This is a genomic window from Alcanivorax sp. S6407 (genome assembly GCF_023016115.1).
Classification (GTDB): domain Bacteria; phylum Pseudomonadota; class Gammaproteobacteria; order Pseudomonadales; family Alcanivoracaceae; genus Alcanivorax.
Genome location: NZ_JALKBH010000001.1, coordinates 510,015 through 525,539, shown reverse-complemented (window position 1 = coordinate 525,539; position 15,525 = coordinate 510,015). Strand labels below are relative to the sequence as shown.

General features: G+C 58.2%; 12 protein-coding genes. 7 read left to right on the top strand and 5 right to left on the bottom strand.

Annotated elements, in window-relative coordinates:
* The 4 genes from MWU49_RS02345 to MWU49_RS02330 are packed head-to-tail and all read left to right on the top strand — an operon-like array spanning window position 1 to window position 4,530.
* Entirely contained in the window at window positions 1-1,503 is a 1,503-nt protein-coding gene (locus MWU49_RS02345; protein WP_246967585.1) for a glycerol-3-phosphate dehydrogenase/oxidase, read from the top strand.
* Entirely contained in the window at window positions 1,503-3,059 is a 1,557-nt protein-coding gene (locus tag MWU49_RS02340; RefSeq protein ID WP_246967583.1) for an FGGY-family carbohydrate kinase, read from the top strand. Before MWU49_RS02345 ends, MWU49_RS02340 begins: the two co-directional genes overlap by 1 nt.
* 37 nt (window positions 3,060-3,096) lie before the next feature.
* Window positions 3,097-4,095: a hypothetical protein gene (locus tag MWU49_RS02335; protein ID WP_246967581.1), complete on the top strand. Its 999-nt coding sequence runs from the start codon at window positions 3,097-3,099 to the stop codon at window positions 4,093-4,095.
* A gap of 12 nt (window positions 4,096-4,107) precedes the next feature.
* Entirely contained in the window at window positions 4,108-4,530 is a 423-nt protein-coding gene (locus MWU49_RS02330; protein WP_246967580.1) for a MerR family transcriptional regulator, read from the top strand.
* A gap of 26 nt (window positions 4,531-4,556) precedes the next feature.
* Here MWU49_RS02330 and MWU49_RS02325 read toward each other — a convergent pair whose 3' ends face one another.
* Window positions 4,557-6,464 (bottom strand): sodium:proton antiporter, encoded by a 1,908-nt coding sequence (locus tag MWU49_RS02325; protein WP_246967577.1) that lies wholly within the window; start codon window positions 6,462-6,464, stop codon window positions 4,557-4,559.
* A 313-nt stretch (window positions 6,465-6,777) separates the two neighbouring features.
* Between MWU49_RS02325 and MWU49_RS02320 the strand changes: the two genes are divergently transcribed.
* On the top strand, window positions 6,778-7,965 hold the full coding sequence (locus MWU49_RS02320; protein WP_246967574.1) for a multidrug effflux MFS transporter: 1,188 nt from the start codon (window positions 6,778-6,780) through the stop codon (window positions 7,963-7,965).
* Window positions 7,966-7,977: 12 nt separating this feature from the next.
* Here the strand turns inward: MWU49_RS02320 and MWU49_RS02315 are convergent, their stop codons facing one another.
* On the bottom strand, window positions 7,978-10,368 hold the full coding sequence (locus tag MWU49_RS02315) for an FtsX-like permease family protein (protein ID WP_246968068.1): 2,391 nt from the start codon (window positions 10,366-10,368) through the stop codon (window positions 7,978-7,980).
* Window position 10,369: 1 nt separating this feature from the next.
* On the bottom strand, window positions 10,370-11,047 hold the full coding sequence (locus tag MWU49_RS02310) for an ATP-binding cassette domain-containing protein (RefSeq protein WP_246967571.1): 678 nt from the start codon (window positions 11,045-11,047) through the stop codon (window positions 10,370-10,372).
* Here MWU49_RS02310 and MWU49_RS02305 point away from each other — a divergent pair.
* Together MWU49_RS02305 and MWU49_RS02300 are read left to right on the top strand one after the other, a co-directional pair.
* Window positions 11,046-11,729, top strand: coding sequence for an arylesterase (locus MWU49_RS02305; protein WP_281502012.1), 684 nt, complete (start codon window positions 11,046-11,048; stop codon window positions 11,727-11,729). The two genes, MWU49_RS02310 and MWU49_RS02305, sit on opposite strands and share 2 nt — an antisense overlap.
* Complete coding sequence (locus MWU49_RS02300; protein WP_246967568.1) at window positions 11,722-12,336, top strand: DUF924 family protein; 615 nt, start codon at window positions 11,722-11,724, stop codon at window positions 12,334-12,336. The genes MWU49_RS02305 and MWU49_RS02300 overlap by 8 nt, the downstream gene beginning before the upstream one ends.
* A gap of 127 nt (window positions 12,337-12,463) precedes the next feature.
* Here the strand turns inward: MWU49_RS02300 and MWU49_RS02295 are convergent, their stop codons facing one another.
* On the bottom strand, window positions 12,464-12,943 hold the full coding sequence (locus MWU49_RS02295) for a DUF4442 domain-containing protein (RefSeq protein ID WP_246967566.1): 480 nt from the start codon (window positions 12,941-12,943) through the stop codon (window positions 12,464-12,466).
* Window positions 12,936-15,500 (bottom strand): DUF349 domain-containing protein, encoded by a 2,565-nt coding sequence (locus tag MWU49_RS02290; RefSeq protein WP_246967563.1) that lies wholly within the window; start codon window positions 15,498-15,500, stop codon window positions 12,936-12,938. Before MWU49_RS02290 ends, MWU49_RS02295 begins: the two co-directional genes overlap by 8 nt.
* Window positions 15,501-15,525: the final 25 nt, after the last annotated feature.

Sequence of the window (15,525 nt, the reverse complement as noted above, 5' to 3'; positions counted from 1 at the left end):
ATGCTTGGCAAACGCAAGAATATCGACCAACTGGCCAGTAACGACTGGGATCTGCTGGTGATTGGCGGCGGGATTACCGGCGCAGGAGTCATGCTGGAAGCTGCCCGGCGTGGCCTGAAGGTTTTGTTGGTGGAACAGCGTGATTACGCCTGGGGGACATCCAGCCGTTCATCGAAAATGGTCCATGGCGGGCTTCGCTATATCGCCCAGGGCGATGTGAAGCTGACTCGCCATTCCCTGCTCGAGCGTGAGCGTCTGCTCAAGGAATTACCCGGGCTGGTGGAGCGCGCCACCTATCTGTTTCCGCTCCGCAAGGGCGTCTTTCCCGGACGTTGGCCCATGAAAGCGGTGCTGTGGCTGTATGATTTCCTCGCCGGTATTCGAGATCATCGCTACCTTTCCCTGCAACAGGTCAAGGAGCGTGCTCCCGCCCTTAATGCTGAAGGTCTCACCGGGGCCATGTGCTACACGGATGCGCTCACCGATGACTGCCGACTGGTCATGCGCACCTTGCTGGAGGCCTGTGGTCGTGGCGGTGAGGCGGGCAATTATCTACAAGTCACCAGGGTTGAGCGTGAAAACGGCGGTTTTACCATCGCATTACATGATCTGGCGAATGACCAGACTGGCAAGGTGCGCGCTCGTCAGGTAGTGAATGCCACGGGCGCCTGGGCAGACCGCTTCTCCGGTAGTGAGGCAAGGGTAAGGCCGCTGCGTGGCAGTCACCTGTTTGTGGATCCCCAGCGGTTGCCGGTGAACGATTGCCTCACTGTCATGCACCCTGATGATGGCCGTCCGGTCTTCGTGTTCCCCTGGGAAGGTGTCACCTGTGTCGGCACTACCGATCTGGACCACCCCCAGGATATGGATATCGAAGCCAGTGCATCCAGCCAGGAAGTGGATTATCTGCTCAAGCTGATCAACAGTCAGTTTCCCGGGCGTGATATCAGCCGTGATGATGTCTTCGCCACCATTGCCGGTGTGCGGCCGGTGATCGCGTCAGGCAAGGGCGTGGATCCTTCCAAGGAGCGCCGCGATCATGCTGTATGGGGCGATAACGGCGTGGTCACCGTCAGTGGAGGCAAGCTGACCACATTCCGATTGATCGCACTGGATGCCTTGCTGGCCACCGGCCTTATTGATGAGGCCACCCACCGCCGCGGTCAGAAAAGCAAAGCGCCCATGTACAGTCCGGTCCCTGCGGCGCCTGCAGCGGTAGATGATTTTCTGCATGCCAATCAGGATGACGACGACTTCTTCGCCTGGATACTGTCGCAGGAGTCTGTTCAGCATCTTGATGATCTGATGTTGCGTCGCACCCGTTTGGGGCTGACTCAGCCCCGTGCAGGTGAAGCGATTCTTCAGCGCCGCCGCGAGCAGATCCAGGCAGCCCTGGGCTGGGACGATACCCTCTGGGATACGGAGTTGAACCGTTATTTGCAAATCCATGAACAGTTCTATGGTGTGCCGGCGGTTACCATGGAAAACCGCAAGGCGGGCTGATGGAGCCCTTGTTCCTGGCACTGGATCAGGGTACCCAGAGTGCCCGGGCCATGTTGTTCGATGCCGCTGGAAATCTGGTCGCCAAGTCCCAGCGTCACATAGAGCCCTATGTGTCCCCTCAGCCGGGTTGGGCCGAGCAGGACGCAGATTACTTCTGGGAACAGTTGGGGCAAGCCTGCCAGGCTCTCTGGCTGGATCACCCGGAATTGAAATCACGGGTAGCCGGGGTATCACTGACCACCCAGCGAGCCTCAGTGGTATGCCTTGATGCGAACAGAAAACCGTTGCGGCCGGCAATTATCTGGCTGGACCAGCGCAGGACCACGACGCCACCGGTATTACCCTTATGGCTTTCTGCACCGGTAAAGGTGCTGGGGCAGGGGGAAACCCTGCGCCAGTTTCAGGCCAAGGCTGAATGCAACTGGCTGGCAGATGATGAGCCGGAAATCTGGTCGAAAACCCGATTTTTTGTATTGCTCTCAGGCTATCTCAATTATCGCCTCTGCGGAGAACTGAAAGATTGCACGGCCGCCCAGGTGGGTTATATCCCTTATGACTTCAAGCGTCAGCAATGGGCTGCCGGGCATGACCTCAAGTGGAAAGCCCTCCGCCTGACACGAGAGCAATTGCCGACGCTGGTTGCCCCCGGCAAACCGCTTGGTGCCATCTCCGCTTCTGCCAGCCGTCATACCGGCATTCCGGAAGGTCTGCCCTTGATTGCCAGTGGCGCAGACAAGGCCTGCGAAGTGCTTGGGGCAGGGGCCTTTGATCCGCAAGTGGGTAACCTGAGTTACGGTACAACGGCCACCTTCAATACCTGCAATGCTCGATATGTTGTACCCATCCCCTTCGTGCCAGCCTACGGGGCGGCAGCGCCAAATCGTTATAACTCGGAAATCATCGTCCAGCGCGGTTACTGGATGGTGAACTGGTTCAAGCGTGAGTTTGCCAGAGAGGAAGTCCACCGGGCTGAACAGCTTGGGGTGTCTCCGGAATCCTTGTTTGAAGCGTTTCTCGATGAAACGCCCCCCGGAGCCATGGGGCTGACCCTTCAGCCATTCTGGAACCCCGGTGTGCGCATCCCGGGCCCGGAAGCCAAAGGCGCCATTGTCGGGTTCGGCGATGTCCACACGCGGGCGCACCTGTATCGCGCTATCATCGAGGGTATCGCCTATGCCCTGCGCGAAGGTAAGGAACGACTGGAAAAACGCAATGGCGTCCCCGTTTCTCATCTGAAAGTCTCGGGCGGGGGCTCTCAGAGCGATGCCATCATGCAGATTACGGCTGACATCTTCGGGCTGCCTGCGGAGCGTCCGCATACCTCGGAAACCTCCGGGCTGGGAGCCGCCATCAATGTTGCCGTGGCGTTGGGGGTTCATCCTGATCACCACAGGGCGGTGGCCGCCATGACCCGACCCGGCGCCCGGTTCGAGCCACGGCGGGAGCATGTGCGTACCTACGACAGACTCTACCGACAGGTATACCAGCGTCTGTATCCACGCCTGGCACCACTGTATCGCTCTATTCGAAAGATCACCGGCTATCCCGCCCGCTAGGTTGTGCTACGCTCGATGCTTTGCAACGAGGTGGGAGATGACAACGCTGTTCCGGTTATGGCTCTGCCTGCTGCTGTTGTGCCCGCTTGCTGCGCTTCATGCACAGGGCAGCGATACCCTCTCCGCACTGAAATCGGATCTCGCCACAGGCTCATTGAAACCCTTGCTGGCCAGGCAATCCCTGCTCGGGCTCCCGGAAGGCATCCTCAACCGCTGGTTGGCCGATAGCCATTTTCAACAATTCGCCATCACCGGATTTAATGAAAACGGGCAGCGTTTTGCCGCTCGTTTGCGTCTAATTTTCAGTAATGCCGCAGAATCCGGAGGTGCATCCGGAGTAACTTTCATACGCCTTGGCGGCACGTCTGGAGCCGATTACCGGATTGACCAGTTTCATGACTATGTCAGTGGTCTTGATCTTGGTGAGCTGGTTGAAGAAAGGGAATGGTTACTCTCCACCGGTGGCAAGCGCTTTCTGAAAACCCTTTCCCGGGAGCCGGGTTCGGATGCCTTGGCAGACATGGCAGGAGGGCGAGCCGTGGCACTTTCACTGTGGCTGGCCCAGTGTGGTGCCCGGCCCTGTGAGTCGACTGCGTTGCAGGCACAGCAAGCGACGGACACGCCAGCCCTGTGGGAGTTGCAGCGTGCATTCATTGAATCCGATCGGGATGCACAGGAGGCGGCCCTTGCCAGTCTGCGCCGGGTGCTGGGGGAGGATTCCTGGTTGTGGCACCTCACCGGATTGTATGCACGCCAGTATGGGCATTGTGCCTGGGTGGCCGGCAGGATGCAGTCCGTGTGGCTTACGCAAACTGCACAACAGGGCAACCGCCAACTGGCAGACAGCACACTGCAATGTACCCTTGCTATCATCACAGATAACACGGCTGAACTGGACCATCAGGGAACCGCATTTCTTGATCAGTTGTCACAAGTGACGGGGCAGAAAGCCCTTTCCCGGGCCATTATCAGCTACTTCAAGCAACAGGGGCGGGTCTGTCCCGATGCCCTTGGGGCGTGGATTGTCGGCAGTTAAGGAGAGTGAAGCATGCGCGTTTCCGATTTGGCTCGACAGGCGGACACTACCAGCGAGACGGTACGTCACTACACCGATATCGGCTTGCTCAAGCCTCATCGTGATCCGGGTAACGGGTATCGCCATTACGGTGTGTCAGATCTGCGTTTGCTGCGCTTTGCCCTCAAGGCCCGCTCACTGGGGTTCACCCTGGCGGACATTCAATCCCTGGCGACAGCCTCTGAAGAAGGGGAGACTCCCTGTGGTCAGGTGCGCAGCCTGATTGAATCGCGTCTGGCGGAAGTGGAGGCGCGTATCCAGGAGTTACAGGCATTGAGTAACAGAATGCGCTCGGCAATGGCGGACTGGCAGGACAAGCCAGACTGCCATCTGGACGATGGCAGGGTATGTGGCCTGATTGATGCGGTTGTCGGGGATGAAGAACCGGGTCCCTGATAGCTGAATACGCCTTCGCGGCAGAATCAGTTACTGTCCTTTTTGCCTTTATCCTTGTTCTTGTCCTTTTCCTTACCTTTGTCAGAAGCCGCTTTTTCAGCAGCCGCTTCAGCCCGCGCTTCGGCTTTTGCTTCTTCCTTTGCCACATCCGCCTTCACCAGTCCCAGCACATGCCAGCCGGCCTTGGGTTCCGGTTGTGCTTCTGCGGTGAATACCTGAATGCGGTCACGGGGATCTATGACAAACAATGGCCAGACCTGGCGCCCCGGTGCATTACGGTAGGCCTCGAAATCGAACTCTTCGGTGAGGCGGGTCTTGCGGATTTCAGCGCCCTGGCTGAGCAGGCTGGCGAGTCGGGCATAGGTCATGTCAGGCCCGAACAGGGTGGCGCCACGATGCTCGGGGGCGACTTCATGCTTGACCTCTTTTTCGCTCTTCTGGGTAGGAAGGCTGAAGATGTTCTGCTCACCGAATTCAATCCGGTAACGCATGGTGGACATGGTGTTCAATTCCCGCCGGGGGCTTAGCCCCAGCAGCTTGCCGAGGCCGATGAGATCGAGGTACTGGTCAGCATGCTGGGAAACCGGGTTGCCGTAAAACGTGCCCAGCCCCTCCATACGGGCGGCACGGATGGATTCCCAGCTGGAATCGGTGACAGTCACCGGGAACTGGTTCTGCTGCAGGGCAGAACCGATGGCGCGGGCCACCGGGTTGGCACCGATGATCAGGAATCCGCGGGGCGCGGGTTCGGCTACCTTGAGCAACTTGGCCAACGGCCTGGCGGTGAGGCTCTGCAGTGCCACGGTGCCGATAATCACCATGAAGGTCAGCGGCACCAGCATCTCGGCGCCATCAACACCATTCTGCTGAAGCCGCTCCGCAAACAGGGCAGAGATGGCTGCAGCAACAATCCCCCTTGGCGCAATCCAGGCCAGCAGGGATTTTTCGCGCCAGTTCAGGGAAGAACCCATGGTAGAAATCAGCACCGAGAGCGGACGGGCGACCAGCTGGATAATGATCAGAACCGCCAGAGCCGTGGCACTCAGCTGACTGAGTTCTTCCATTTCGAGTCGGGCTGCCAATACGATGAACAGCACCGAAATCAGCATTACCGACAGATTTTCCTTGAAGTGAAGAATGTCATCGGTACGCACACCTTTTCGGTTGGCCAGTACGATGCCAGTGGCGGTCACTGCCACGAGCCCGGATTCTTCACTGAGACCATTGGCGAGAACGAATTCGCCAATCACCATGGAAAGCACCAGGAAGCTGCGCAGGTACTCAGGAATCAGGTGTCGACGGAGCAATTCTCCCAGTCCCAAGGCCACCAGGGTACCAATGGTGCCGCCCACAAGAATGGCCTGGAAGAACAACCACAGGGAATGCAGGATGGCGCCGTCCTGACCCGTTGCCACGACCAGCTCGTAGGCCAGTACCGCCAGAATGGCGCCGATGGGATCAATCACGATGCCTTCCCAGCGCAACAGCCGCGAGACACTGCTCACCGGCCTTACGCTGCGCAGCAGAGGCACGATAACGGTAGGACCGGTCACAACAACCAGAGCACCAAACAACAAGGCCAGGCCCAGTGGTAACTCCAGTAGCCACCAGGCAGACAGGGTCACGACGGACCAGGTCACCAGCGCCCCCCAGGTGACCAGGCGTTGTACGGTTTTCTCCAGCCCGCGAATCTCATCGAATCGCAGGGTCATGGCACCTTCAAAAAGAATGATTGATACCGCCAGTGATACTCCGGGCAACAGCAGGTCACCAAAGAGATCTTGTGGTGAGACAACACCAAACAAGGGACCAAGGGCCAGGCCGGTGAGCAGCAACGGCAGAATCGCAGGCAGTTTGATCCGCCAGGCCAACCACTGGCAGCCGAAGGCAACGACGGTGATGATGGCCAATTGATATGCGATATCTAGTTCCATGTGGCCCCCGGATAGTGTGAGAAATTCAGGGCGGCAGGCTGGGTGGAAATCACGGAAAAGGAGCCGGACGCCAGCACAACCCGGTTGGCGCGACTGTCAGTTGACGCAAAAAGCATGCAGTACACTCATAATGGTTCGCGCTAATAGTCACAGCCTGTCCAGTCAGTGGCAACCGCTTTCTGGGCCCTTTTACGATTCAGCTACGCCAAGCAGGTGCTTGGTCATAGTGCCGTGAATCAGGTTCATAATGTCGTGAAGCTGCGTGCCAGCTGGGATAGACTTGCCCCTCGCTGACTCAATGGATGCTGTTTTTATGCCAACTATCAGTCCCGGACGTCTGGCCGTCATTCTTGGTTCCCTGATTGCACTGGGGCCGCTGGCCATTGATACCTATTTGCCGGCACTTATGACCATGGCGGGGCATTTTCAGGTGCCGATTCACGACGTGGAAATATCCGTCAGTGTCTATGTGCTCGGAGTAGCAGCAGGGCAATGGTTGGGTGGGCCGCTTTCTGACCAGTTTGGCCGCAAGCCGGTGGCCTATGGGGGGCTTTTATTGTTCATCAGCGCCAGCCTGCTTATCCCATTTTCAGCGGATGTAAATGAACTCTATCTGCTTCGTTTTCTGCAGGCTCTGGGTGGTGGAGCCACGGCGGTGATATCGGCTGCATCGGTTCGCGATCATTTTTCCGGCAAGGAGGCGGCCCGGGTGCTCACCTCCATCGGTCTGGTAATGTTGCTGGCGCCGTTACTGGCACCTGCCATCGGTTCCTTGCTGTTAAGTGTGGCCGGCTGGCAGAGCATCTTCTTTATGCTTGCCCTGTACGGCGTAGTGCTGTGCCTGGTGGTTGCCTTTCTGCTGCCCCGGGTGCAGCCACAGGGGGGCAGTGAACCGCTCAGAAAACGGCTGTTTACTGCCTACGGCCGGGTGATCCGTCAGCGTCAGGCCATGGGCTTCATTCTTGCCAACGCTCTGTCCTTCAGCGCCATGTTCACTTTCATTACCGATGCGGCCTTCCTGTACATGGACTATTTCAAGCTCAGTGCAGCCCTGTTTCCTGTGGCGTTCGGTGCCAATGTGGTCACCATGCTGACCATGAATCGACTGAATGTGGTGTTGTTACGCTATTACGAAACAGCCTCAATCATGCGCACCGGCCTGATGATTCAGAGCACGGCGGCAGTACTGTTACTGGTGCTGACGCTGGCCGGTCTGTTGTCCCTGTGGGTGGTCATCCCGCTGATCATGCTGGTATGCGGTATGATGGCACTGGTGATACCCAATGGCATCGCCAGCTTCCTGAGCCTGTTCGAGCGGGACAGTGGGGCGGCAACGGGGCTGAATGGCACACTGCAATTTCTGCTTGCGGGCATCGTAGGGACCACGCTGGGTAATCTCCACGATGGCACCCCCTTGCCCATGGTCGGACTGATGGTACTCGCCAGTGTCTCGGCACTGACCCTGTTTCTGCTGCTGACCCGTGAGAAGCCAGCAGTCTGACACGCTACCCGACTATTGGCGGGCGTGTTGTTTCGTTTTCAGTGGCGCGATCATCACCGCCAGGGTCGTCAGTGACAAAGGTAGCAACCAGGGCAGGGCGAGCCAGTAACTCAGTGGCAGTTGGCCATCGAATAGCCGCTCGCCCAATGGCCAGAGTGCCACTGCGTGGATCAGGGTGGCGAGCAAGGCCGCGCCGCCTGCCATGAAGAATGCTTGCAAGGCGGCGGTCTTGCGCAGCAACCGGTTGTCACCTCCCAGTGTCATCAGCAGGCTGTTGTCCTGACGTAGTTGGTCGGCAGTGGTCAGCAGGGCGGCCCCCAGTACCAGCAACGCGGCCAACATCAACAGTACCCCTACCATGAAGGCGGCTTGACTGGCTTGGGCAACGATATCCTGCAGGTTGCTGAGTATGGCGTTGACGTCCAACAGGCTGATCTGGGGGAATTGCACCACCAGCTGACTCAGTTCCGCGCTTTTCTCTGCTGGCATGAAGAAGCTGGTAATCCAGGTACGGTTCTGGTCCTCAAGGGTGCCTTCGGCGAACATGAAATAGAAATTCGGCGCAAAGCTTTCCCAATCCACTTCGCGCAGTCCTGTGACAGTGGCGTTGATAGGGGTGGCAGAACCGGTAAAAGTCAGTTTGTCACCGATGCTCAGCCCCAGCGAATCGGCCAGTTTGCTCTCGACAGTGACTTCACCGGGTTGTTGCGCCATCCGGCCGTCCTTTATCAGGTTGCTGTCTGGCAGGGTATTGCTCTCGGTCAGAGACAGATCACGGTTCAGGGCTCGTTCGGCACGATCCTCTTCCTTGGTGACGGCATCGCGAACCGCTTCGTCGTTGATCCCGGTCAGGCGTGCCCTTACCACCGGATAAAGCGGCTGGCTCTCACTGTCATGCCCGGCAAGCCAGTCTTCAAAAGCCGCAAGGTCTTCATCAAACAGATTGATGACAAAGTAGTTGGGCGCCTGCTCCGGCAGGGTGTTTTGCCAGTCCGCCAGAAGTTGACGCCCCGCCTGCATGGACATGGACAGAACCGACAGGGAAATGATCAGCGCCGCCAGTAACGGCAGGGTAGTGGCCTTGCGCCGGCTGAGGCGGCGAAATGCCAGCCGTGCGGGAAGTGGGGCGTTGCGCAGCAAACGATCCACCATCATTACCAGCGGCCAGAGCAGTACCGGCAGCCCGATCGCCACGGCACAAGTGAGCAGCAATAGTGGCCACAGCGCGGTAAAGGAGCCAGTCAGAAGCAGTGCAAGCGGTACCGGGGTAATCAGGGCGATCAGCAAAGGGCCCCGGGAATGGGCTGTTTCCGCTCCACGCAGCAATGACAGGGGAGAAAGAGACAGCTGCTGCCACAGGGTGGGGGCCGCGAAACCTGTCCACAACACCACCGGGCCAATCAGCCCTTGCAGAAGTGCAGGCCAGGGCACAGTGACGGTGCTTTGCAGGCGCTCAGCGATGATTCCGCCCAATAACGCAGCCACAATGACGCCGCCCAGTGCTGGTAACAGCAAGGCCAGAGCGTCATTGCCAAGCAGGCGCCGGGCAATCTGCTGCTGGGTAGCGCCTACGGTCTTCATTACCGCACAGAGTGTCTGTTGCTGCCGCGCCCGGTGACGTGAGGTAAGGAAAATAGCAGCAGCGCACAGTAACACCACCAGCATGATCGCCAGCTGCGACCACAGGAAAAGCTGTTGGATCGGACCGCGCTCACGTAAAGAGGTGTTGGCAACGGTCTCCACTTCCTGATCGGGCCGCAGCGTCGGCTGAAGTGCTGTTTCGAGTGCCTGTCTTTCGTTCTCGCCTGCAGCAATAAGAAGATTGTGGTGATAGCGGCTGCCAGCAGCCAGTACCCCAGTGCTTTCCAGATCCTCCAGGGCAATCATGGCGCGAGGGTTCATGCTGTAAAAGCCGGACTGCTGATCCGGTTCCTGCACGATCACTCGCTCGATCAGCAGGGTACGTTCGCCAAGAGAAAGCGTCTCACCTACTTTCAGCTGGAGGCGATCCAGGGCCTGTCCGGCCAGCCAGATGCTGCCGGGCTGCGGACCTGCAGCGGCGGCATAGGGCGGTGAGAAACGTTCGTCGCTGATTTGCAGCTCTCCGTAGAGCGGATAGCTGTCGGAAACGGCACGGACACTGGCAAGCAGAAACTGGTCCTGGTGAATCAGCACGCTGGCAAAACTGGCCGTCTCGGTATGATTGAAGGCCTCCAGCAATTCACGTTGCCCAGGGTCTGGAAAACGGGTGCCATCAAGTATCAGGTCGCCGCCAAGAGCCACAGCGGTTCGCTGATTGAAGCGCTCGTCGACGCTGTCGCGCAGCACCAGCATGGTGGTCATGGCCAAGGCAGCAATGAAGATCGCCAGGGCCTGCAGGCGGAACGCATTGGAGCGCCACATGTTAAACACTGATGCGGCCCTCGTTCAGGGAGCATTGACGCTGACAGCGTTCTGCCAGTGCCGGGTCGTGGGTAACCAGGATGAGCGCCGTTCCCTGTTCCTTGTTGAGTTGGAATAGCAGGTCCGCCACGTGCTGACCATTGGCATAATCCAGGCTGCCGGTGGGTTCATCGGCAAACAGGATAGCGGGAGATACGGCGAATGCCCGGGCCAGCGCCACCCTTTGCTGTTCTCCACCGGACAATTGAGCAGGGTAGTGTTGCTGGCGTTTGCCGAGACCTACCTGATCCAGCCATTGTTGGGCTGTCTGTCTTGGGGCAGGGCGGCCAAGGATTTCCAACGGCAACATCACGTTTTCGATGGCAGTGAGGTCCGAGACCAACTGAAATTGCTGGAAGACGAAACCGCAGTGGCGGCCACGACGTTGCGCCCGCTGATCTTCATTGAGAGAACTGAACGATTCGCCTTTCAGGGAGACTAACCCACTGGTAGGGGTATCCAGGCCAGCCAATAGCGACAACAGGGTGGACTTGCCAGATCCTGAAGGGCCGGTAATGGCCAGGCTGTCTCCGGGAAACACATCGAACGTGATATTCTGCAGGAGTTTCAGGTTCCCTTCCGGGCCGTTAACCTCTTTGCCAAGATCCTGTGCTCGTAAAACCGGAGAAGTGTCATTCATGTCTGTCTGGAATCTCATGTTGCCGCGTCATCGCGTGATGGCTGTATTCGTGTTTGTGACCGCAATCCTGGCCACAGGTTCTGTTCGGGCACAGTCTGTGCTGATTCTTGGCGATAGTATCAGTGCCGCCTACGGGATGGAAAAATCCGAGGGTTGGGTGCACAGGTTCGAACAGAAGCTTATGCCCTATTGCAGCAACAGCCGGGTGATCAATGCGTCAGTGAGCGGCGAAACCACGGCAGGAGGGAAGGCCCGCCTGCCAACGTTGCTGGACACGCACAAGCCGGATATTGTGGTGATCGAACTGGGGGGTAACGATGGTTTGCGTGGTCTGTCACCGATCGCCATGCGACGCAATCTCGAAGCCATGATCACCCTGGCTCGAGACAATGGTGCCACGCCGGTCTTGCTGGGGATGCGTATTCCCCCCAATTATGGGCCGCAATATACACAGTTGTTCGAGCAACAGTTCAAGCAGGTAGCCAGCCAGCAGGCAGTTCCCTTTATGCCTTTTTTTCTGGAAGGCATTCTTGAAAATGGGGGATTTCAGGAAGATGGAATCCACCCGACAATAGAAGCCCAGACCTTGTTGTTGCGCAATGCAGAGACGGTACTGGGCCCCATTCTTCCGGACTGTTATGCGGGGAATGGCGACGCCAAGGAGGGTGATGAACATGTTTGATCTGATGTCTCCCTGGGAAAGCATTCTCGATTACTGGTTCGAGGATGGTCTTACCCGGGGTTGGCCCAGTGATCCGGCCACGCGCAAGTGGTTTCGTGCAACCCAGGGGGATGATGCCGAGATTGAACACCGCTTCGGAGATGCCGTCAGTGCAGCCCTGCAGCAGGAACTGGTGGAGTGGGAGCGGCATCCGGAGTCTCGGCTGGCGTTGATTCTGTTACTGGATCAATTCACCCGCCACATTCATCGCGGTACGGTTAATGCCTTCGCCGGTGATCACCGGGCAGCGACTCTGGCAGTAGAAGGCCTGTCACGGCGTATGAATACCCAGCTTCCCGTATGTGGCCAGGTGTTTTTCGTCATGCCATTGATGCACTCCGAAGACCCTGACCTTCAGGACCTGTGCATTCGCACACTGGTTGAGGTGGAAAGGGAGGCGCCGGACTTTGCCGCGAACCATGTGAAATTGCATCTGGCGTCTGCCAGGCACCACGCCGAAATCATTCGTCGCTTTCAGCGTTTCCCGCATCGTAACAAGGTACTTGGCCGGGAAAGTACCCGTGAAGAACTGCAGTTTCTGGAAGAAACCGGGCGTTTCGGTCAGTAGATAGCCATTAGACACACAAAGGCGGCTTACCACAGAGATCACTGAGTTCACCGAGTTAAATCATGTTTCTGGCGGCAGCCTGGCACAATGTTGCCACTGTTGGCAGGGAGGGAACCCCTGAATTTGGTCAGGAGTGGATAGGTTTGCGGCGGATATAGAGGGTCTTTGCGACCCGGGCCACGCATTCTCCCTGTTCATCCACGATATCGACTTGCCACTCCGGCAGATATTTTTCGCCACCAGCGGTGTGCTGGTGGATGGACTCGATCTGCTTGTCAGTCAATGTGAAGTGGGCAAACACACGGCCCTTGCCCGGGCGGATGAAATCGATGCTTGCTGCCTTGTCCCACACCACATAGTCCGGCCCCATCACGTTCATGACCATCAGCATGTAGAACGGGTCGATCATGGAATACAGGCTGCCGCCGAAATGGGTGCCGACATAATTACGGTTATACCAGCGCAGCCCCATGGAGACTTTCAGTTCACGGAAGTCCGCAGCCAGATAATCCACCCGGACACCGGCCCCCAAATAGGGGCCATAGAGATTGAGAAACCAGCGTAATCCCGCAGGGCTGCGGGCAAACCGGCCCAGCAATTTACGCATTACCCGGTTCCAGCACCGCCAGGGCATCAAGCAGTCGTTTGCGCTCTGCTTCGCTGATGCCACCTTCGTGCGTCTTGAGTAGCCTCTGCATCTCATCCATTACCGCGAAGCCCTGCTTCTTCATGGCAGAGGGCAGGGCTTCCAGTTGCCAGGCGAGGCGACGCTGTCGCTCAGGTTCCGGTGAGGGGACGCTGGCCAGCGCCTCAAAGGCCACCGCGAGAACCAGAGCGGCGTCGCTGGGGGCTTCTTCACCCGGTAAGGCCTGTACCTGTTCCTGCAAATGGTGCCAGTCCTGCCAATCACCAAGCCGGCTGAGTCGCTCCTGGGCTCGGCGACGCAATTGCTGAAGCTTCTTGTTCATGGGGGCAGGCAATCGTCCGCCACTGACGTCATCAAGGGCATTCAGTTCTGCCTTGAGGGTGGCGGCGTTGGCGTCAGAGAATTCGGCACCGAGAGCGGTCTCCAGAGCAGCAAGGTGGGAAGACAGCTGCTCCTGACGCTGTGCCATTTCCTGTTTTTGCTGGTCTTTTTGCTGGTCCCGGGCCTTGAAAACCCGGTCCATGGCCTTGCGGAAACGTTTCTGTAACGGACGGTGCCGTGAAGGAGGGAGCCAGGAGGTATTACGCCATTGCTTCTGGATCTCCTGAGCCAGGCCAATGGCGTTACGCAGATCCTCTCCTTCAACCGAAATCTGCTCAGCCTGTTCAATAAGCCGGGTGCGCTGGGATTCCGCTTCTTTGCTATGTTCATCCAGCTTCTCGTCGAGAGCTGACAGGGCAGCGGAAAAACGCTTCTGGGTATCGCGGGCATCGGTAAAGCGAACCGGGTGGTAACGTTTCCAGTCCCGCGGAGCTTGCTGGCGTATCTGCCATACCCCTTCCCAGTCGGCCTTGCTCCAGTCCTGGGCTTCCATGAATGCTTCCAGTTGCTGGCAAAGCTCCTTGCGCTTCACCAGATTGGCCTTGCGCTGGGCATCCTGCTCTGCGAAATGCGCCTTGCAGGGTTCATAGGCCACGTCTGTCGCGCCTTTGAAACGATCCCAAAGGGCCTGATCCTCATCCTGATCCGAACTCATCAGGCTTCGCCATTCTTCATGCAGGGCCTGAATGGCACTGGCCAGCTGAGGGGCGTCCATGGTGCTTCCTGCAAGAGCTTCCATCTGTTCGCACAACTCGACCTTTTTCGGTTCTGCGGCAAACCGATGCCAGTCCTGCAGTTCTGCCCGGCGCTCGCTGAGTTTCTCCAATTCCCGAGCCAGGGAAGGAGCGTCCCCGTCGGCAAGCACTGCTTCGGCCTTGTGCCAAAGCCGGTTCGCGTGACGCAGGTTGCCCTTGCTCAGCTCTCGTTTGAGAGCAATAACCAGGCCGCGATGCGGGTCAGCCTTCACCGGTTTCGATGGTGTCTCATCCAGCCGGGATTGAGGCTGCGTAATGGTGTCCAGGATTGGCGGGCGGGCGTATTCGTTTGGCCACTGGTTTGCCAGTTCGACCAACTTCTCAGGGTCGTCCCGGTGTTCATTCGCCTGGGTGGCGAGGGCCAGCATGGCTTCAAACGCTGCCGTCAGATGTGTGAAGGCATCCCGTTCCTCACTGCCGGGTTCACTTTGCTGGCTGGCACCTTGCCAGCGTCTCTGCTGGGTAGCGAGTGCAGAGCGCATCTCTCCAAGTTGGCTTTCCCAGGTCTCACCGCTGGCTTCCCCGAGAAGCTGGTAAAGCGATCGGCAGGCGGCATTGCGTTCGAGTCTGGCGGTTTCTTCCAGGGCCTTTCGGCGGTGTTCTTCCTGCAATTCCGATAATTGGCTGCGACAGCGGTGAAGTGCCTGGTTGACCCTTGTGGCCAACTCGGGGCTGGCAATGGAAGAAGACTCGTTCCACTGCTGTTCCAGTTGTTCCAGTCTTGGACCATAGAGGGCATCCACACGGCGACGTGCATGCTGCTCAAAACGGTCGGCTAACTGGATGATACGGGCCGACTGGGCTTCCTGTTGTTGCTGTTGCTCCTGCAATGCTCTGGCAGCATCACGGGCAATGCGCACCACGCGTTTGTCGCGTCCTTCCCGGGCAAGACGCTTCAGCTCAGGTAGTGAGGTTATCCGTTGGGCTGCGGCCACTCTGACCGGCTCACTGGCGGCTTCCAGTGCCAGGTTGACTAGTAGCGGGGCACGGTCAAGCCGTTCGATGGCTGCCAGCTGGCAGGCCTCATCCGGGCTTTGTGCAGCAATATGGGCAAGGACTTCCGGGTTGTCAGTCAACCTCACCAGGCGCAAACGGGTATCGTGAGGAGGTGCATCACTGGTCGTGCCGGCCAGTAATGCCATGATTCGCATGGACGCTGCTTCACGCACCGAAGGAGCCGCATCGTGGTTGAATACCTCGTCCAGCAAGTTGAAATCCGTCGCTCTTGCGGTGGCAGCGGCCCGCACCAGGGCACTGGCATCGCCACGGGCGAGTTGGGCGAGCACATCAGCGTCATCGTTTCCGGAAAGGGTCTCGATGGCTTTCAGGCGGATATCGGGGTTGGTATGTTGCCAGCGCGGTTTGAAAAATCGACCAAACATAAAGTTATAGGCCCGGTCTTTGCCG